This window comes from Rickettsiales bacterium Ac37b, assembly GCA_000746585.2.
In the GTDB taxonomy this organism is placed as follows: Bacteria; Pseudomonadota; Alphaproteobacteria; order Rickettsiales; family Arcanibacteraceae; genus Ac37b.
On record CP009217.2, the window covers coordinates 296906 to 316241 of the forward strand.

The following is a 19336-nucleotide window of genomic DNA, read 5'->3' on the forward strand; positions in this document are numbered from 1 at the left end:
ATCTGATTAGCTTATATTTTTTAATAATTCCCCTTTACATATTCATAAAGGGGAAATATATTTTTTTAACAGCTATAATCTTCTACTTTTTATGAGTAGAAGACTTTTTATTGCTTTTTGATCCTCCTTTAGAACCAAGTATAGCAGCAGCCTTTTTCTTTTCTTCGGGAGAAGAACTTTTACTGCGTAAAATACGTGCGTAATTTGAAAATTCTGGATCAATCTTTTCTTTTATAGCTGTCATCTATTCCTCCTAGATTAAGTGAATTAAAAAAGCTCCAAATTTAAATGGTATAAAACTTTAGCTTCAGTTATTAGGCTATAAATAAGGATCTAAAATATCTGTATGAAAATATCTTAATAGTATAAAAAATCTATAAAATCTATGTTTATAAAACAAGTTTTACCTAGTGATAATTAATAAAATAATATAAAATTATAACATATAATTTCTTTATTAATAAATATGTTATTTTAGGTAAATAAATTTATTATAATATGGTAATATAGATTTGTTATTTTCTGGTATTGAAATCTATTATATTCTAGATTTTGTCCACCTCATTTATTAAATATACTGTTTTCAAATACTTCTGAGTGAAAATTATAGTTTAATTTGCAGCTAACAAAATCAAAACGTATTTATAGTAAATTAAGTTGTATTTGGGATTAGGAGTGATAAGCAAAGCCTACAAATTAGTAGAAGAGCTTTGAGCTAACTACGTACGCAGGTTCAAGTCAATTTACTATATTCTAATTTTAAATGCACACCACTTAACATACTAGCAAAAAATTGTAAGCAAAGCATAAATCAACATATATAACATAGTAACCAAACTAACTCACCATAGATATATTACGTATTTTATAAATTGTTTACTATATCGAATTAATTACCTGATTACGGGAGTTATTTTATCATAAATTAATACAAATCTTTTTAAGTAACTTTGTCTAAAAAAGGCCATAGTTACTGAATTTCTGAAGAAATTTTCTTCTGCTTTGCATATTCCTCTGTTAACACAGTTGCTTTCTCAGGGGTCATTTGCGCTAATATCGGAGCTGCTTTTGCTTCTTTCATTCTATCTATCACTTCTAACAAAATTGGCATTTCTAAATCTTCTAGAATTTTTGCAGCATCTTTAGGCTTCATATTTTCATAAATTTTTACTAAGCTGCTAATTTTAGTATCTTCTTTTTTATTATACAATGCTAACAATTGCTCAATTTCACTTTTTAATTTTTTTAATTCTTCTATTTTATTATTAACTTTAAGCTCGGCTGCAGTAAGTACTGCTTCTTTAGTGGACATACTTTGACTCCACTCCTCAAGTTGTTTCCTACGCTTTCCTAAATTCTGTAATAACTCTATTTCTGCATTAGTAAAATTTATAGTATTATTTGGGTGTATTACATCTTCTTTGGGAGCAACAACACTATTTTCATTACCTTTTTCCTTAGCTTCTTCTGGATTATTAATGGCAGCGGTATCATTTTGTGCTGTAGCTATATTCATCATAGAAACATTTTTAAATACACTAAACCATGAAAAATCTAATAAATCATTCTCATTGGTAGCTATATTAAATACTTTTGTACTTAACATAACAATTAATGATAATATAATAATAGGAAAAAAACGTATTTTCATATATAATTAAACTTCTGCTTTTTCTTTCTTGTAATAATATTTTACATTAGATATACGAGATAATAAAGACTCAATAGTAGCTTTTCTAGTTTGCTCCTGTACCACAATTTCTTCACCTTTTTTATTAATGTTAGGTTCTACAATAGTTCTGCTACGGAGTGTATTAGAAGCTAATAAACTGTTTTTTTCCATATCACGAGCTAAGGTAATCATACCTTCTAGTTTATCTGCAAGTATCCCAGCTCTATCTATCATAAAAGATAAATCATCTGACAATACTTTTCCAGTATCCACTTTACTAGATAAATTTATACTAAGCTCTTTTAATACCTCTATATTAGTCTCTGCTCTAATTACAGTATAATCAAGGCTTTTAATCAACTCTGCTAATTCAACTTTTGTAGCATTAAATTCTTTGATTTTTTTATTTAAGCGTAAGGAATATATTATACTGATAAATAACATTAGTACTATAAAAATATCTAACAACATTATTCTTGATCCTCATTAATTTTTTTATTTAAATTACTATTAATATTGACAGCAACTTTATTATTGATTTTACCTATTTTCCCTGAAAGCATTTGCACCCCAGAACATTGTAATATTATATCATCTTCAGGAACGTCATCCATAATTATAGTATTGCCAACTTTTAGTTGCATGATCTCCTTTAATAATGCAGATTTAGGTTTGAGTACCGCATCTAAAGAAATTAAAATATTATGCACCTCTGTATATAAATGCTCTTCCCACTCGAGATCCTTACCAAATTTTTCTCCTAAAAATACCTGCAACAACAGCTCCTTAATTGGTTCAAAAGTAGCATACGGAAATAATATTTCTACTTTTCCACCTCTCTCTTCCATTTCTATACGTAATTGCAACAAAATAGCAGAATCATTAGGTCTAGCTATAGTTGTAAATCTCGGATTGGTTTCTATACGATCAAATTGAAAATTTGATGGTGTAATAGGATGAAATGATGAACTTAAATCTACCAATACTAAATCAGACAGCTGCCTTACAATTGCCTGCTCTATAGTAGTATACGATCTGCCTTCCACATAGTTTGGTGTAATACTTTTTCTACCACCAAGTAATATTTCTACTAGAGAATATATCATATTAGAATCAGCCGTTAATAAACCAAAATTTTCCCATTCCACTGCTTTAAACACAGTAATAAGCGCAGGTACTGGTACAGAATTAATATAATTACCAAAACGTAATGAGGATATAGAACTAATATCTACATCTACTGTCTCTGCAGTAAAATTTCTTAAAGTCGTTGATAAAAGACGCACAAACCTATCAAACACTATTTCAAGCATTGGAAAACGCTCATAGGATTGTAAAGCCTTATCCAACATAGCCCGAATACCTTTATTTTCAGCACTATCTTTTTGATTTATAGTTAAACCAAATAAATCATCAATCTCTTCTTGATTTAAATTATGAGTATTAACATCCCTATAATTTTGGGATTTAATATCAGAATTATCTTCCTCTATATTACTATCAACCATACATCTATTGTACCAATATATCTCTAAATAACACGTCAACTATTTTATTAGGTAACATAATTTCATTTAATCTAAGTAATAATTCATCTTTTATTCTATATAATCCAGCTGAACCATTTAAATCCTGAGGCCTTAATTCTCGAAGATATGACTGGATTAAATCTTTAATAATTGGCAGAGAATTATCCAATTTTACTACTGTTTCTTTATTGTTTAATTGTAAGGTAATACCTATTTTAAGAAACCTAGATTGAGCATCTGATGTATTAAGATTGACAATAATATCATCCAATTTATAAAAAATATTTTCATTTACTTCTTTTTGTGCAACAGGAGTAGGTTCAACGCTATTTTCTTTACTTTTATACCAGAAAAAACCACCTATACTGCTTATTATTAATACCGCAATACTAATAAAAATTGTTATCTTCTTCTTATTTTTAGGTTGAGAAATTACAGCATCGTTTTTACTATCGACTTCTGGTGAATTTTCTACAGGTTTGTCACTAGCTTCCTTCATACTATTTCTCTTCAATTCTATATTTGATTCCATAACTAGGAAAAAATTTCCTAATTTTTATATTACTTATATTATAATATTTTATATTCGCTTAGTATATAAAAAAATTATTTTCTAGCTCATCAACTATTATTCCAAAATTAATATAATAATACTATGATAAACTCTAAAACTATTATTCAGAACAATATTTAGTTTTACTTGTTTAGCATGATTTAATTAATAATAAATTAACTAGAATATATATTTTATAGATTAAAAATATGTATACAATGTCATATAGTAAATTAACTTGTATTTGGGACTAAGAGCGATAAGCAAAGCTTACAATAGTAGGAGAACTTTGATACTACAACGTCCGCAAGTTCAAACCAACTTATTATAGTGATATAAAAAGCTTGTTTTTACAATATCTCACAATTAAAATATTATACAAAATAAACATATCTTTAAATTTTATGCAGTAAATTTGAACCTTGGCACATTATTTGCTTACTGATTTTAGTATGACACTAAATTATAATGAATATAGTAGGGATCATTGTACAATGTTTAATGCAAGTTATGTAAGTTTAGCTAATGTGGTATCTTTGTTTAATACTCTTACAGTTGAGTCCAATAATATTGCAAACCTAACTACGTCTGGATACAAAGAAGTAAAAGTAATTCACGAAGAATTTGATATCAATAAAAGTAATAGGGAACAAAAATTAAGCTATGGTATAGATAAAGCAACTGTTATAGATCATAAAGACGGAGCGCTGGAAATTACCAATCGACAATTAGATTTAGCACTAAATGGAGAAGGATACTTTGTTGTTATGACTCCACTTGGAGAAAGATATAGACGCTCAGGAAAATTTCAATTAAATGAAGAAAGTACTTTAGTTGATGAAAATTTTTATCCAGTAGTTGGAGATGATAGACAACCCATCACTTTCCAGCCAGAAGATCTTTCTGATATACACATTGATAATGGCGGAATGATATACGCTGCTGGACAAGAATTACAAGCCTTAGCCGTAGTGACATTTGATGATTTAAATACTTTAGAATTAATTGGTAATGGATTATATAATTCTAATACTCCTCCCTTAATTTCAGAAAATTTTAATCTTATACAAGGTGCTCTTGAAAAATCTAACGTAAGTCCAATCCATGGACTAACTACATTGGTAAATACACAACGTGGAACTGAATTAAGCGTAGGATTCATGAATGATATACATAATCTCAGCTTACATACTATAAAAACCATGGTTAATATATCAAAATAGGAGAGAATTTTATGATGTTAGTTTTAAATATAGCAGCAAATGGTATGGAAGCTAGGTCTAAAGAAACTGCTATTATTGCTAATAACGTTGCTAATATTAGTACCGATGGGTATAAAAGTGAACAGTCTAATTTTTCTGATTTATTATATATCAAAGAACAACGACCAGGTGTTCAGTTTAATGAAGAAGGGAATATTATACCTACTGGTATACAAATTGGACTTGGGACAAAATTAACAGGCACCTATAGATTATTAACTCAGGGTGCACCAAAGCAAACTAATTCTCAATTTGATCTTTCTATTAATGGTAATGGCTATTTTAGAGTAGAAATGCCAGATGGAACTTTTTCATATACACGTAATGGCTCTTTTAAACTCAATGCAGATGCACAATTAGTTACCAATCAGGGTTTAACTGTTTCACCAGGTATTATTATTCCTCAAAATCATTTAGGAGTTAATATAAATGAAAGCGGTCAAGTATTTGTTACATTAGCAGGTAATGAAGCCCCTCAATTAGTAGGGCAATTGGATATAGCAAATTTCCCTAATCCAGGCGGTTTAGAAGCTCAAGGTGATAATTTATTTATTGTTACTGAATCATCAGGAGATGAAATTCTAGGTACTGCTGGCTTAGATGGTATGGGAACTTTTAGACAAGGATGGCTTGAATCTTCTAATGTCAACCCTATCACCGAATTAGTGAAACTAGTAACCGCTCAACGTGCTTTCGAATTTAGCTCAAAGTGTTTTAAAGCTGGAGACGAAATGACTCAAACTATGACTACTTTAAAAACTTAACATTAGACTCTGCACACTTAATTGTGATAAATACGTTTTTATTTCTTTTGGCTTCAAATAATACAGGAAGGAAGCCGTTATACGCATCGTAGGACAATACCCTAATTAGATTATAGTTTATAAACTTTCAGCTATACTATACCTAGTAGAACTCAATTTATAGTCAATTAAGTTGAGAATGGCATAGAGAAGCCATAATCAATAGCATCGCTAAGGTTATTAAAATTAGTAATGATAGGTTTGATTTTAGCTTTTAAATGAGCCCAATATTTTTCAATTGGGTTGAGATCAGGAGAGTAAGGTGGTAAGAATAAAAGTTTACAGCCTATATCTTCTATTAAATTCCTAGTTCTAGCTGACTTATGGAACGTTGCATTATCAAGTATTACAACTTGACCAAATCTTAGTTCGGGCACCAAACACTGACTAACCCACTCGTTAAAAACTTCTGTATTACATGTGCCCTTGAAACACATTGGCGCAATAATTTTCTTCCCAACCTTACCTGCAATAAAGCTTTCTCAATCATGTTTTTTACCTGAGATATCACCATAAACTTTACTTCCTCTGAGACTGTATCCCCAAGAATAGTACAAATAGCTATCAATTCCACTCTCATCAATATAAACTATATCTTCCGCTTTATAGTTTGCGATAGCTGCCAAAAATAATTGCCGTTTTGCTTCATCCCGTTCACGATAGAGTGTGGTCTTTTTTTTCGTGTGATCCCCAAAGTCTTGAATGCCAAACAGATAGCAGCTGTAGACACATTAAAAACCTTTGCAAAATCAGATAATAGCCAATTGCTGTTTTTAGACACCTCGTTTAATAATTTGATTGGATCAAGCTTCTTCCATGGCTTAGCTGCTCGTGTGGCTGCTAAATTCCCGGATTTCGATCTCGATAACCATCTATAAATTGTTCTTTCACCTATGCCAAAAATTCTTGCAGCTTCTTCTCTGGTATAACCTTTATTAACATAGTGAATTACTTTTTTACGTAAATCTAAGGAATATGCCATTGCTTCTACTGTTTTGGGTTTATGAGCTTTTTAATATATCATATATCATGTCTTTATCAACTTAATTTACTATACTATGTCTGATAAGATGTTTTTTTAATACATTATTTATATATTATCGGTATAATTTTTTAAATTATAAATATATTATATTAATAAATATGAAAATTGACAAAAACTATAAACTCACTCCTATATTACCTAATAATATAAATAAAACACCTACAAAAAATATAACCAATTTTTTTACTGATTACCTAGTAGAAACACAATTATCAAATTTGGTACAAAAAGCAAATATAATTGATCATAATAATATAGACAGTACAAGTTACCTTAATTTAGAACAAGAAGATAAAAAAAAATGTAACCAATTATTAGATATGTTAAGAACTATGCAAATTAGTATATTACAAGGCAATATTAACTCTCAAGATTTATCAGAGCTAAAACATTTATTATATTTGACAAATAATTTTACAACATGCACAACCCTCAAAGATATATTAGAAGAGATAGAGTTACGAGCAGCAGTAGAACTTGCAAAATTAAAACAATTATAACTAAATCATGTGTTCACATTAACTTCTACTGAAACTTCAGAACAATTTTTCAAACGATCCTTCTTTATAGATTCATAATATACAAGAATCAATGTTGAAGGTATAATAATAGCAGCACCAATTACATGATACATATTTGGGATATCACTAAAAAATATGTACCCTAATACAGCAGTAAAAAATAGTTCTAAATAACGGAATGGAGAAAGTGCCGAGGCTTCTGACATCGAAAAAGCTTTTAATAAAGCAAAAAGAATTAAATTAGCACCACACCCTAATACAAAACATAAAATTAAATCCTGTGATGTAGGTTTATTCCATACTATATAAGCTGGTACAGATACTATCAAAACTGCTACTAATGAAGAATAAAACATCATATTCAGCATAGTTTCTTTAGTAACAAATTTTTTATTTAATATATCCAGAGAAGCAAATAATATTGAAGCAACTAACAATAACAATGCTGCAGAATCCATACTAACTTGAGCTGGTATAATTAATACTAATATTCCACAAAATCCTACTAAAGTTACTAAACCACGTTGCCACCCTATATATTCATTTAAAAACAACCTTGCTAATATAATAAAAAATAGAGGTATAGTAAAACTAATAATTGTTGCAAGAATAATAGGCACAGAATTTAAGCTTTGAATCCAAAGTATAATTGCTATACATAAAATAGTACCACGTAATACATGTAATAATAAATAATCTGTCTTAAATTTTTCTTTATAGCAAAACATTACAGGTAATAACGTTACCATGCTAAAAAAGAATCTTAGAAACGTTATTTGCATATGATGCAAATTGCCACCTAATAACTTTGCTAACAGATCATTACCTGCACTAATAAGAATACTAGCTACAAACCACAAAACAGCTTGTATATATTGAAAATTAACATTGTCATTCATTAGAATATCTCCTATTTATGACCATACATACACAAATACAAACAAAAATAGCCATACTACATCTACAAAATGCCAATACCATGCAGCAAATTCAAAACCTAAATGACCATTACCTAGAGCAAAATCTCCTCTTTTAGCTCTAAATAAACATACTGCTAAAAAAATAGTACCGATAATAACATGTGCTCCATGAAATCCTGTCGCCATATAAAAATTAGATGGAAATACTCCGTCAGTAAATTTAAAAGGTGCATGATAGTATTCGAAGGCCTGTATAAATGAAAAAGTAATCCCAAGTAATACGGTGATAAGCAAACCTTTTATAACATCTTGTTGGTTATTTTCAAGTAAGGCATAATGGGCCCAAGTAACTGTTGTAGCAGATAAAAGCAAAATCAATGTATTCATTAAAGGAAGATTCCATGCATCAATTTTAGCAATCTCATGAGGAGGCCAAGCAGCATTTTTAATCGACCATACCCCATCTAAAATAGATACAGGAAATAATTCAGCTTTAAAATAAGAAGCAAAAAATGCTATAAAAAACATCACTTCTGACAAAATAAATAATGCCATACCAATTCTTAGGCCTTTTCTAACTATCTCAGTATGGGCTTTATCTAATATACCTTCTTTTACTACATCTCTCCACCAGACAAACATGGTAAAAAATACCATAATTCCTCCCATAGGTAAGAATATATGACCTATCTTATAATTATGCATAAATAATACACCACCACAAGCGAGCACAAATAAAGATAAAGAAGCCATAATAGGCCATGGACTTGGATCCACTAGATGAAAATCGTGATGTTTTTCTTTAATTGTTTCATTATTTTTCATACATTATTTGCTCTTTACAATTTAACTTTTACTAACAAAACAGGCAATAATTAGCTATGTTTATAAAAAACGTATTTGAACCTATCATACATAACTTTATTATACAATAATTTCATTTAATTATAATAAAAATACTCTAATAATTAGTTTTTTTTACCAATACTTATAAAATATTCCTTACTATTTAAATATATTAATATATTTAATCTTTTTTACTATATTAATTATTTTAACCTATCAAAATCCTATCTGAGTACGTAACATCAAAACTTGTGGCCTATTAGGTGTTACAGAATAACGATTGGTTTTTATAAATGCATAATTTGCCATTATTTTAATATAGTAATTAGGATACCAATTTAAACCTAAAGTAATATTATTCATAGCCCCGCCATAAATATTTGCCTTTTTATCATTCAAATTCAAATAATTGTACCGTAAAGCTATTTCCCAAGCTCCTTTAGTTCCATCTTTAATATTAAAAGGTTCAGAAGGTATAACACCGCCAAATATACCTTTCTGCACGCTATATTCACGCTTCTCTCCAGTTAAAACCCAGGCTAATTGTAGATATCCTCCAGAAAAATTAACGCTTTTCCTTCTATATCTATTAATCATATTGGTTACATACTCTGTTTCTAATACAAAAGGTCCTTTTGCTGTAGCAAACTCTACACCATATGATTGAATATTATCCACATTATTAATTATGCCTGTATTCAATACGTACGGAGATATTTCACTTTCGCCACGCGATTTATACTCTGCCTTTCCAAATTTTTTGTAAGCATGCTGATAATTAGCATTAATACCCATATGAATTACATCATTGCCATTATGAATAGGACTATATGTCATTCTTGTACTACCAGAATAATAATTTCTGTATACACGAGACTTTTCTTCATTTGTATAATTGCCAAATCCACCAAGAGTGACTAGCCAATCTTCACCATTTAGCACTGCCATTACTCCTGTTTTATTATTAGGAGTAATAGTATGAACAGCAGCTTTTTCTAGAAAGAAAGTATTACTATTATACGTAGAATTATCTAAACCAAATACCTCACACATTTTACCTACAGATAAAGTAAAATTTTTAGAAAAACTATATGAAATCAGTGCATATGTAGGATTTGCATCAGATTTTGCTAAATTAGCCTGCAAAAAATATGACCAATCTTCATATAATTTTCCTCTCATACTAATTCGAGCATTTCTTACAATTGCTCCCTCTTTTAAATAAGATTTTTCATGCGTAAATAAAGCTAAATCATTCTGCAATAACGCATTAACAGCTATACTAGTTTTCTTATCTTCAGACTCTATTTTTGGAAAAGGATTGATTTGTATAGTTGTATCACTATTTTTACCAACTCTAGATATATGATTATCTAATATTTGATCGTTTGGCTTATGGTTGTTATAAACTTTAGTTTTAATATCACTCGCAGTTTCTTTATCAGCAAGTAATTTTTCTAGCTTTTGTACCTTCTGTTCAAGCAAATCTATCCTTTTAAGCAGTTCCTTATCACTTGCATAGGCACTACTATATAAAAAACACATTGCTACAATAAATAATTTATAATATTTCACTTTATATATTTAACACCTTTAATATATTTTCCAACTCTTCTGACTTCATAGGTATTAATCCATATCGCACTAAATAACCATCTTTACCAATGGTTTTATTATCAAGAAGTGTTTTAATAAATAACTTCATACTAACCAAAGTATTTAAATGAGATTTTTTAATATAGATATAAAGGGGACGAGCAATAGGATATTTACCAATAGCAATATTATATGAACTCGGAATTACGCCATTAATGGTAGATGCATGTATAATGCTTGAATTATGTTCCAAAAAATTATAACCAAATATTCCTAAAGCCAGAGGATTATAATATAATTTTTGTATCATTAAATTATCATTTTCGCCAACTTCTATAAATTTACCATCTTCTCTAAATAATTGGCATTCTTGTGCTCTTCTTGTTTTATCAGGAAAAAATTTTTTAAACTCAGGATCCTCTATACATATTTTTTGTACTATTAACTCAACAAAAATATTTCTAGTACCAGATGTTACAGAAGGTCCATATATTTCAATGTTATAATTAGGTAGTAAAGGATCAATTTCATGCCATGAATTATAAAAATTTTCTACTAATTGACCATTGTGAGGAACTTTTTTAGCCAGAGCTAAAAATATCTGACGCGCTTTAAAGTTATATTGAGGAGCTTTTACAGAATTTGCTAGTATAATACCATCATATCCTAATAAAATCTCCTGGATATCATTTATATTATGCTCTTTGCATAACATAGATTCCTGTTCTGTAATACGACGAGAAGCAGCAACAATGCTAGGATATTTATAATCATTTCCTAAACAAAATAATTTAAATCCTCCCCCCGTACCGGTAGCCTCAACTATAGGAGTTTTTAAACCCGTTTCCTTACCAAATTTTTCTACTACAATTGTTAAAAAAGGATAGAGCGTATGAGATCCTACAATACGTATACGTTCTTCAGTTTTCGCTAAATTTATAAAAGATAATATTAATATAAAAGTAAGGATAAAAATTCTAACAATTCTCATATTTTTATCCTTTGTTAAATTAAAAATCAGATAAATCAATTTTATCTATCCCATCCATATATTTTATTAATGCATGAGGTATATTAATAGACCCATCTTGATTCTGATAATTCTCTAAAATAGCTGCCATTGTACGTCCAATAGGTAAACCTGAAGCATTTAAAGTATGGACAAATGAGTTACCATTTTCAGCCTTATAACGAGCTTTCAATCTGCGTGCCTGGAAATCTCCACAATTAGAACAGCTAGAGATTTCACGATATTTACCTTGCCCTGGTAACCATACTTCTAAATCAAAAGTTTTCTTTGAAGTAAATCCTGTATCTCCAGCACATAATAACATAATCCTATATGGCAGTTCTAACCTATGTAACACTGTTTCAGCCATATTTACCAGCAGTTGATGTTCTTGATCAGATTGTTCTGGATGAACAATACTTACCAATTCTACCTTACTAAATTGATGTAATCTAATCATGCCTTTAGTATCACGCCCACTACTACCGGCTTCTGATCTAAAACATGGTGTATATGCACAAACACGTATAGGTAATTCCTCTGCTTTCAAGATAGTATCATAGACTAGATTTACAAGTGAAACTTCTCCAGTAGGAATTAATCTATAACCATTTGTTGTAACAAAGGACTCATCACTAAATTTTGGTAACTGACCCGCACCAAACATTGCATAGTCATGCACTAAATATGGGGGTGATATTTCAAGAAAATGAAATTCTCTAGTATGAATATCAAGCATAAAATTTGCTATAGCTCTTTCCAATCTTGCAAGTTTAGACTTTAAGGTAACAAATCTACTTCCTGAAATTTTTGCAGTTTGACTAAAGTCCATCATACCCAAAGTTTCACCTAACTCAAAATGCTGTTTAGGCTTAAAGTCAAATTCTCTAATCTGACCAACTTTTTTTACTTCTACATTATCCTCTTCATTCTTACCGTCAGGTACGTCATCATCTAATAAATTAGGAATCGTAGCTAGCAACTCCTCTAACTTATCGCCTTGATGCTTTTTCTCTTCTAACTCTTGCAATTTTTCATTAATATGCGTTGCATCCTCTAAAGCCTGTTTATATTCAGGAGAATTTTTATTTTTAAATGTACTAATTAACTTAGCTTTTTCTTTCCTAGCATGTTGTAGCATTTGGGTGATGGTAATAGTATGCCTGCGCTCATTATCTAATTCAAGTACTGTCTCTGATAATGCAGGTAATTTACGCTTCATCAATAATTGATCAAATTTTTCTGAATTATCTTTAATCCATTTTGCATCATGCATTATATTTCCCTCAATTTTTTACCCATTTACAAGCCAATATAGATATCTCATATAATATCAGCATAGGAATTGCAAGAGCAAATTGGCTAATCACATCAGGAGGTGTAATTACTGCGGCAATTGCAAATACCAAAACAATAGCAAGCTTACGTTTCTTAGATAACACTACAGAATCTAATAAACCTACTTTGGTTAATAAAGTTAATATTATAGGTAATTGAAACGCTATACCAAAAGCTATAATTAAGTGCATTACAAGAGCTAAATATTCACTTATACGCGCTTCAAATTGTATAGGCAATAAAAAACTATGAGAAGTCTCAAAACTAAGAAAAAATTTCCATGCTACTGGTAAAATTAAGTAATAAACCAATACCGCACCCAATATAAATAATATAGGAGAAGCTATTAAATAAGGTATTAAAACTTTCTTTTCGTTATAATAAAGGCCAGGGGCAAGAAATATATATAGCTGCATCGCGATAAAAGGGAAAGATATACAAAAACCTGCAAAAATTGCAAGTTTTAAATACGTAAAAAATGCTTCCGTTAAGCCTGTATAAATAATTTTTCGATTATCTCCCTCTAAAACATTAGCTAAAGGCATTAAGAGGTAGTTATAAATATCACCTGCAAAATGGTAACATATCATTACACATAAACTAAATACAGTTAATGAATATACCACACGCTTCTTTAACTCAGCTATATGTACAGACAAAGAAACTTTTTGATTTTCACTAATAAAATTAGACATCTCAATTAAATAATTATTCAATGTATAGTAGTATTATCATCTTTGATTTTATTATATTGCGCTTCACAATACATGCTAGAAAGTTGCTTTAAATATAATTCTTTGGCACCTAAAATATTATTATCCTTTTGTACCTTCATATCAGACGTAGATACACAATCCTCACTGATTTCCATTAGCGTAGAATGTATTTCATTCTTTATGGTAGCAATTTTACGCATACACGATGCGATACCTTTGATTACCTCTGCGTATTCTTTTGGATCTGTTAGTAACCAACCTAAAGCAATTACAACTAATAACTCTGACCATGCAATATCAAGCATTTTATACCTACTTATCTAATTTAGACCACACCCTACGTTTTGCTATATAAAATATTATTGTAAAAATAGATAAATATAATAACACTTTTATACCAATCCTCTTACGATACTCCATTTCAGGTTCTGCTGTCCATTGTAGAAAATTTACCACATCTCGTGCCATCTGGTCAACTGATGCATCCGTACCATCTTCATAAGTTAAAATACCCTCTTGTAAGGGTGGAGGCATTGCAATAAAATGGGCTGCAAAATAAGGGTTATAATACTTACCAGTAGGTACTTCTTCTCCTGCTGGAGCTTCAGTATAGCCTGTTAATAAAGAATATAAATAATCAGGCCCTCTTTCACGTGCTTTTATTAGTAATGATTGATCTGGAGGAATAGAACCCCCATTAGCTGCCCTTGCAGCTTGCTCATTGGCAAAAGGTTTCACAAAACGATCCGAAGGTAAGGCTTTACGTGTTGTAGGATTACCTTGATCATCTACAGTAGACACTTCAAACTCACTAGCTATTTCTTTCACTTCAGCAGCAGAAAAGCCCACTTCTTCTAAATTACGATATGATAAATATTGTAAAGAATGGCAAGTATGACAAATAGTTTTATATACTTGAAACCCACGCTGAATTGATGCTTTATCAAAACTTCCTAACATCCCAGTAAACGGCCATTTTAAATGTTTAGGCGATAGAACTTGATCAGAAGCTTCGCTATTTAATGAAACCACAGACAACAACATTGTACAAACTATTAGTATTTTTTTCATACTCTAAACTCAAAACCAATTTTATCTATAACTAATACTTTCAGGCAATTTTAAAGGCTTTTCATACTTACCAACCAAAGGTAATATACAGAAAAAATGTATAAAATAATATAAGGTAGCAACGCGGCCTAATATAGTATATACACCTTCTGGTGGATTACTGCCTACATACCCCAGTAATAAACAATCAACTACAAAAACCCAAAAAAAACATTTGAATATTGGACGAAACTTACCACTCCTTACTTTTGATGTATCAAGCCACGGTAAAGCAAATAATACCAATATCGCTCCAAACATTGCTATTACCCCACCAAGTTTACTAGGAATAGCACGTAAAATGGCATAAAAAGGTAGAAAATACCACTCCGGGACAATATGTGGAGGAGTAACCAGAGGATTAGCTTCTATATAATTATCAGGATGACCAAAATAATTTGGAGCATAAAATAACATATAAGCAAAAATCAAAAAGAAAGCTCCAAAACCTACAAAATCTTTAATCGTATAATATGGATGAAAAGGAATAGTATCTTTTTCACTCTTGATATCAATACCAGTAGGATTATTAGAACCATGCAAATGTAATGCTATTAAATGTACCATTACCAATGCAACTATTATAAATGGTAACAAATAGTGTAAGGCAAAAAATCTATTTAATGTAGGTCCACCAACAGCAAAACCTCCCCATAACCACCTCACAATACTTTCTCCAAGCAATGGTATAGCTGAAAATAAATTAGTAATTACAGTTGCACCCCAAAAACTCATTTGTCCCCACGGTAGTACATACCCCATAAATGCCGTTGCCATCATGGCAATAAAAATAATTATACCAATAAACCATAACAATTCACGAGGAGACTTATATGAGCCATAATACATACCTCTAAATATATGAATATAGACCGCTATAAAAAACATAGAGGCCCCAACAGCATGCATATAACGAATTAACCATCCATAATTGACATTACGCATAATATTTTCTACACTTGCAAATGCCTGTTCAGAATCAGGAACATAATGCATAGCCAAAAATATACCTGTCATTATCTGTAAAACTAAAGCTATCCCTGCTATAGAGCCAAAGCTCCATAGATAACTTAGATTTCTAGGAGTTCTATATTCTCCAAGATGTTTTAAAAATGAAAAGATTGGTAATCTATAATCAATCCAGTCTATTATTTTATCCAAAGTAGTTTGCTGTTTTTCTGTATTCAATTGCATAACTGATAAACTCACACATTAACCTATTTTTATTTTTGTATCACTTAAAAAAGTATATTCCGGAACAGGTAAATTTTTAGGTGCCGGACCCTTTCTAACCCTACCAGACGTATCATATTGAGAACCATGACATGGGCATAACCAGCCATTATAAATACCCTCATATCCCAAAGGTACACACCCTAAATGCGTACAAATGCCAATTACTACTAGCCATTCTGGATGTTCACTTTTCACTCTATCCTGATCTAATTCAGGATCAAGTAATTGATCTAATACCACTTCTCTAGCATCTTGTATCTCTTTTTCTGTTCTATGCCTTATAAAAACAGGCATACCACGCCACATTAGCGTTACTTCTTGACCTGCCACTATAGGAGATAAATCAACTTCTATAGAACCCAAAGCTAATACATCTGCTGATGGATTCATTGAATCAACAAATGGCCACAAAACAGATGCACTTCCTACAGCTGCCATAGCAGTAGCTGTAAGGACTATAAAATCACGCCTATTTACTGGATTTTGTGTGTTGCTACTTAATTCAGGTTTGGTTTCTTTATTTAACAATATACTATCATCCATTATTACATTCCTATTATCTCTTAACAATATAACTTAATATTAGCTTCAGCTGAGATGTCAATAGTTTTCTAACCTAATATATAATTTATTTACTAGAACCACGTTTTACTTGATTATTATATCATATATTTATTATTTTATATGTGATCATAATATAATTTAAAATATAATGCTAGGCTATTTACTATTTTTAGATTTTTTTATCGCATGTAGTATATCATTCTTGTTATATGGCTTCCTTAGAAAATCACTTGCACCGTATTCAAAGGCTTTTGTAACTTCACTATCATCAAATGTACCACTTTGTACAATCACAGGGATATGACGCATAATAGGATTAGTTTTAATTTTGTATAGCACATCAAGCCCGTACATATCTACCATCATAAGGTCTAAGAAAATTATATCAATAATTTCAGCATGCTCAGATAAATAATCGAAGCCCAGTTTCCCTCCTGCACTCGTTATTACATTATAATTACTGTTATACATCATCACTTCCATACTCATCAAACAGGTTTCATCATCAATAATTAATATATTACCCTTATCGTGAATATCTAAAATTCTTTGATTTCCCTTATGTAAAATATCAGTAAAATATACTGGGATCTCATCTTTCATAAGTGGTATAACAAAAGTAACTTTAATTCCTTTCGTAATATTGTTTTCTGCCCAAATTTGTCCTTTATGAGCTTTAATAATCTCATTACATATTGCAAGACCAAGTCCTATACCACCCGCTCCTGTTTTTGTCTTTGTACTTTGTGTAAATGCCTCAAATACCTTTTCCAGCTCATTCTCGGGTATCCCTACGCCTTCATCACTTATACTTATCATTAGACCATTATTTACGTTACCTATTTTTTGCTTCCATTCTTTTATAGTTAAAATAATTTTACCTTTCATAGTAAATTTTATGGCATTTACTAACAGATTTCGTATAACTTGCATAATACGTTCTCTATCGCAACTAATGACCCACTCTTTTATATCATTATTTACAATTTCTATTTGTCTTCCATCTTTTATATATAGTTCTTTACATTCTTCTATCATTTCATTCATTATTATAATCATATCATTCTTAGTAATAATAAGTGTCATTGTATTCGAAGAAAATTTGGATAAATCTAGTATATTGCTTACTAGTGAGTAAAGTCTACGAGCATTTTTTACAATCTTAGTAGCTAACTTTAATTTTTCGTGCTCTGTATATTCATTCCAATAGTTAATCAGTCATTCGGATAAGGTAGTGACACCCTGAATGGGAGTTCTTACTTCATGACTTAGATTATTTAAAAACTCATTTTTTATTTGTAAAGCTTCCTCTAATTCAATGGTCCTTTTCGATAAATTTTTATTAATACGCGATATTTCATTATTGATAAATTCTGAACGTTGATTAGAGCGTAACAATTGCTCTCTTAGCGTTTGTATATTATATAACTGTGTAGCTAACGCATTTAATTCTTTATACTTATAATCTTTTATATCTATACGCTCTTGGTTTGCTATAGAAGAAGCAGTTCTAGACAATTGCGCCATTGGTTTCATTATTTTATATTGCAATATAAAAAATAATATTATGGAAAATGTTGCTAAAATGAGCAATACAGATATATGGGTAAGAAATTTATTATATATTTCACGAAAAATTATATATTTATTTTCGCCTATAATAATGTAATAATTGTATTGGTCAGATTTTTTGTAATAAGTAAAGTCTAAATCTTCTTTATATAAAACTGGTTTCTTAAGCTGTCCTGGTTCATTTAGCCTTATTACCCTATTTTGAATCTGAGATAGAGCATATTTTTTCTCCTCTTCATCTTTAAATATATTAGAACCAAACATATAATGAAAATGTTCATCTAAAACAAAAAATATTATCTTATCCTTTAGAGATAAATTAATTTTATACATTAATTTTTGTACTGACAAAGCAACTAATATAAACCCTCCTAATTTACCATTTTCATATGAAATTCCTATAGAGGTAGGCAAAACTAATTGCTTACTTAAAAAGCCAATACATGGCTTATCAAATATAAAATTCCAAGGATTTGCTTCAGCTTTATTTAAATAAGAACAATTCAATAATCTATGAGGAGCAGATAACTTACCATACAAAGAATTAACTATGACTTTTCTATCAGGAGATATCCAATCAAACAATGCCCAAGAATAATTATTATCTATGTTTTTATAAGCAATATAACTATTTTTTAAAATATTAGTGATTAAATTACTATCCTCACTTCCATATTTTATTATTTTTTCTCCTAAAAAATTCATATAATGGTAAGTTTCTGTTAAAGCTTCTGAGAAAATATTTTCTATAATTTCTGCTTCATTATTATTAATGTATAATCTAGATTTTTTATGAGAATAATATAATGAACAGCCAATAAACAATGAAGAAATCAATACAAATATTGCCACTATTATAGAAAATATAATACATTCATTATACAAAGAAACTGTCTTTTGTCTTAATTTACTCATACTATTATTGATAATATATTATCATTAGTAATAATCGTAGCAACGCTTAATTAATATTTTATGAAATTTATAATGGAATATTTTTAATATGATAAAATTTTTACTAGACTTCTTAAAAATTAATTAGTA

General features: G+C 29.8%; 22 protein-coding genes. 3 read left to right on the forward strand and 19 right to left on the reverse strand.

Annotation, left to right across the window (positions count from 1 at the left end):
- Positions 1-82: 82 nt before the first annotated feature.
- From NOVO_01435 to fliL, 5 genes are all read right to left on the reverse strand, one after another.
- A complete protein-coding gene (locus tag NOVO_01435; protein AIL64684.1) occupies positions 83-244 on the reverse strand; it encodes a hypothetical protein in 162 nt (53 codons plus the stop codon).
- A gap of 726 nt (positions 245-970) precedes the next feature.
- Positions 971-1651: a hypothetical protein gene (locus NOVO_01440; GenBank protein ID AIL64685.1), complete on the reverse strand. Its 681-nt coding sequence runs from the start codon at positions 1649-1651 to the stop codon at positions 971-973.
- Between the two features lie 6 nt (positions 1652-1657).
- Positions 1658-2143, reverse strand: coding sequence for a hypothetical protein (locus tag NOVO_01445; protein AIL64686.1), 486 nt, complete (start codon positions 2141-2143; stop codon positions 1658-1660).
- A complete protein-coding gene (gene fliM / locus NOVO_01450) occupies positions 2143-3180 on the reverse strand; it encodes a Flagellar motor switch protein FliM (GenBank protein ID AIL64687.1) in 1038 nt (345 codons plus the stop codon). Before fliM ends, NOVO_01445 begins: the two co-directional genes overlap by 1 nt.
- Positions 3181-3184: 4 nt before the next feature.
- Positions 3185-3733 carry a Flagellar FliL protein gene (fliL, locus tag NOVO_01455; protein AIL64688.1) on the reverse strand — a complete coding sequence of 183 codons (549 nt, stop codon included), beginning with the start codon at positions 3731-3733 and terminating at the stop codon, positions 3185-3187.
- 515 nt (positions 3734-4248) lie between these two features.
- Here fliL and flgF point away from each other — a divergent pair.
- Positions 4249-4977 (forward strand): Flagellar basal-body rod protein FlgF, encoded by a 729-nt coding sequence (flgF, locus tag NOVO_01460; protein AIL64689.1) that lies wholly within the window; start codon positions 4249-4251, stop codon positions 4975-4977.
- 11 nt (positions 4978-4988) lie between these two features.
- Complete coding sequence (gene flgG / locus NOVO_01465; GenBank protein ID AIL64690.1) at positions 4989-5780, forward strand: Flagellar basal-body rod protein FlgG; 792 nt, start codon at positions 4989-4991, stop codon at positions 5778-5780.
- 167 nt (positions 5781-5947) lie between these two features.
- Here flgG and NOVO_01470 read toward each other — a convergent pair whose 3' ends face one another.
- Positions 5948-6256, reverse strand: a complete 309-nt coding sequence (locus NOVO_01470; protein ID AIL64691.1) for a hypothetical protein — start codon at positions 6254-6256, stop codon at positions 5948-5950.
- 152 nt (positions 6257-6408) lie between these two features.
- Positions 6409-6801, reverse strand: a complete 393-nt coding sequence (locus NOVO_01475) for a Transposase (protein AIL64692.1) — start codon at positions 6799-6801, stop codon at positions 6409-6411.
- A gap of 161 nt (positions 6802-6962) precedes the next feature.
- Here NOVO_01475 and NOVO_01480 point away from each other — a divergent pair, with 161 nt between their 5' ends.
- A complete protein-coding gene (locus NOVO_01480; GenBank protein ID AIL64693.1) occupies positions 6963-7364 on the forward strand; it encodes a flagellar assembly regulator FliX in 402 nt (133 codons plus the stop codon).
- A gap of 5 nt (positions 7365-7369) precedes the next feature.
- Here NOVO_01480 and NOVO_01485 read toward each other — a convergent pair whose 3' ends face one another.
- The 12 genes from NOVO_01485 to NOVO_01540 form a co-directional block, all read right to left on the reverse strand.
- Positions 7370-8284, reverse strand: coding sequence for a putative permease, DMT superfamily (locus NOVO_01485; protein ID AIL64694.1), 915 nt, complete (start codon positions 8282-8284; stop codon positions 7370-7372).
- Positions 8285-8299: 15 nt separating this feature from the next.
- Positions 8300-9130, reverse strand: coding sequence for a Cytochrome c oxidase subunit 3 (gene ctaE / locus NOVO_01490; protein AIL64695.1), 831 nt, complete (start codon positions 9128-9130; stop codon positions 8300-8302).
- A gap of 237 nt (positions 9131-9367) precedes the next feature.
- Complete coding sequence (oprP, locus tag NOVO_01495; protein AIL64696.1) at positions 9368-10696, reverse strand: Phosphate-selective porin; 1329 nt, start codon at positions 10694-10696, stop codon at positions 9368-9370.
- Positions 10697-10727: 31 nt separating this feature from the next.
- Positions 10728-11738: a phosphate ABC transporter substrate-binding protein gene (gene sphX, locus NOVO_01500; GenBank protein ID AIL64697.1), complete on the reverse strand. Its 1011-nt coding sequence runs from the start codon at positions 11736-11738 to the stop codon at positions 10728-10730.
- A gap of 19 nt (positions 11739-11757) precedes the next feature.
- Positions 11758-13032, reverse strand: coding sequence for a Serine--tRNA ligase (gene serS / locus NOVO_01505; GenBank protein AIL64698.1), 1275 nt, complete (start codon positions 13030-13032; stop codon positions 11758-11760).
- Between the two features lie 10 nt (positions 13033-13042).
- Positions 13043-13789 carry a Sec-independent protein translocase protein TatC gene (gene tatC / locus NOVO_01510; GenBank protein ID AIL64699.1) on the reverse strand — a complete coding sequence of 249 codons (747 nt, stop codon included), beginning with the start codon at positions 13787-13789 and terminating at the stop codon, positions 13043-13045.
- A 17-nt stretch (positions 13790-13806) separates the two neighbouring features.
- Positions 13807-14115 carry a hypothetical protein gene (locus NOVO_01515; GenBank protein ID AIL64700.1) on the reverse strand — a complete coding sequence of 103 codons (309 nt, stop codon included), beginning with the start codon at positions 14113-14115 and terminating at the stop codon, positions 13807-13809.
- A gap of 7 nt (positions 14116-14122) precedes the next feature.
- A complete protein-coding gene (petC, locus tag NOVO_01520; GenBank protein AIL64701.1) occupies positions 14123-14881 on the reverse strand; it encodes a Cytochrome c1 precursor in 759 nt (252 codons plus the stop codon).
- Positions 14882-14902: 21 nt separating this feature from the next.
- Complete coding sequence (gene petB, locus NOVO_01525) at positions 14903-16114, reverse strand: Cytochrome b (protein AIL64702.1); 1212 nt, start codon at positions 16112-16114, stop codon at positions 14903-14905.
- Positions 16115-16132: 18 nt separating this feature from the next.
- Positions 16133-16699, reverse strand: a complete 567-nt coding sequence (gene petA / locus NOVO_01530) for a Ubiquinol-cytochrome c reductase iron-sulfur subunit (GenBank protein ID AIL64703.1) — start codon at positions 16697-16699, stop codon at positions 16133-16135.
- 177 nt (positions 16700-16876) lie between these two features.
- Positions 16877-17806 carry a Sensor histidine kinase gene (locus NOVO_01535; GenBank protein AIL64704.1) on the reverse strand — a complete coding sequence of 310 codons (930 nt, stop codon included), beginning with the start codon at positions 17804-17806 and terminating at the stop codon, positions 16877-16879.
- A 132-nt stretch (positions 17807-17938) separates the two neighbouring features.
- Positions 17939-19207 carry a two component system sensor kinase SsrA gene (locus NOVO_01540; protein AIL64705.1) on the reverse strand — a complete coding sequence of 423 codons (1269 nt, stop codon included), beginning with the start codon at positions 19205-19207 and terminating at the stop codon, positions 17939-17941.
- Positions 19208-19336 lie beyond the last annotated feature (129 nt).

What these genes read in the sequence shown, in the direction of transcription:
- NOVO_01435 (AIL64684.1), bottom strand. Translation starts at nt 244, where the DNA reads ATGACAGCTATAAAAGAAAAGATTGATCCAGAATTTTCAAATTACGCA.
- NOVO_01440 (AIL64685.1), bottom strand. Translation starts at nt 1,651, where the DNA reads ATGAAAATACGTTTTTTTCCTATTATTATATTATCATTAATTGTTATG.
- NOVO_01445 (AIL64686.1), bottom strand. Translation starts at nt 2,143, where the DNA reads ATGTTGTTAGATATTTTTATAGTACTAATGTTATTTATCAGTATAATA.
- fliM (AIL64687.1), bottom strand. Translation starts at nt 3,180, where the DNA reads ATGGTTGATAGTAATATAGAGGAAGATAATTCTGATATTAAATCCCAA.
- fliL (AIL64688.1), bottom strand. Translation starts at nt 3,733, where the DNA reads ATGGAATCAAATATAGAATTGAAGAGAAATAGTATGAAGGAAGCTAGT.
- flgF (AIL64689.1), top strand. Translation starts at nt 4,249, where the DNA reads ATGTTTAATGCAAGTTATGTAAGTTTAGCTAATGTGGTATCTTTGTTT.
- flgG (AIL64690.1), top strand. Translation starts at nt 4,989, where the DNA reads ATGATGTTAGTTTTAAATATAGCAGCAAATGGTATGGAAGCTAGGTCT.
- NOVO_01470 (AIL64691.1), bottom strand. Translation starts at nt 6,256, where the DNA reads ATGTGTTTCAAGGGCACATGTAATACAGAAGTTTTTAACGAGTGGGTT.
- NOVO_01475 (AIL64692.1), bottom strand. Translation starts at nt 6,801, where the DNA reads ATGGCATATTCCTTAGATTTACGTAAAAAAGTAATTCACTATGTTAAT.
- NOVO_01480 (AIL64693.1), top strand. Translation starts at nt 6,963, where the DNA reads ATGAAAATTGACAAAAACTATAAACTCACTCCTATATTACCTAATAAT.
- NOVO_01485 (AIL64694.1), bottom strand. Translation starts at nt 8,284, where the DNA reads ATGAATGACAATGTTAATTTTCAATATATACAAGCTGTTTTGTGGTTT.
- ctaE (AIL64695.1), bottom strand. Translation starts at nt 9,130, where the DNA reads ATGAAAAATAATGAAACAATTAAAGAAAAACATCACGATTTTCATCTA.
- oprP (AIL64696.1), bottom strand. Translation starts at nt 10,696, where the DNA reads ATGTGTTTTTTATATAGTAGTGCCTATGCAAGTGATAAGGAACTGCTT.
- sphX (AIL64697.1), bottom strand. Translation starts at nt 11,738, where the DNA reads ATGAGAATTGTTAGAATTTTTATCCTTACTTTTATATTAATATTATCT.
- serS (AIL64698.1), bottom strand. Translation starts at nt 13,032, where the DNA reads ATGCATGATGCAAAATGGATTAAAGATAATTCAGAAAAATTTGATCAA.
- tatC (AIL64699.1), bottom strand. Translation starts at nt 13,789, where the DNA reads ATGTCTAATTTTATTAGTGAAAATCAAAAAGTTTCTTTGTCTGTACAT.
- NOVO_01515 (AIL64700.1), bottom strand. Translation starts at nt 14,115, where the DNA reads ATGCTTGATATTGCATGGTCAGAGTTATTAGTTGTAATTGCTTTAGGT.
- petC (AIL64701.1), bottom strand. Translation starts at nt 14,881, where the DNA reads ATGAAAAAAATACTAATAGTTTGTACAATGTTGTTGTCTGTGGTTTCA.
- petB (AIL64702.1), bottom strand. Translation starts at nt 16,114, where the DNA reads ATGCAATTGAATACAGAAAAACAGCAAACTACTTTGGATAAAATAATA.
- petA (AIL64703.1), bottom strand. Translation starts at nt 16,699, where the DNA reads ATGGATGATAGTATATTGTTAAATAAAGAAACCAAACCTGAATTAAGT.
- NOVO_01535 (AIL64704.1), bottom strand. Translation starts at nt 17,806, where the DNA reads ATGACACTTATTATTACTAAGAATGATATGATTATAATAATGAATGAA.
- NOVO_01540 (AIL64705.1), bottom strand. Translation starts at nt 19,207, where the DNA reads ATGAGTAAATTAAGACAAAAGACAGTTTCTTTGTATAATGAATGTATT.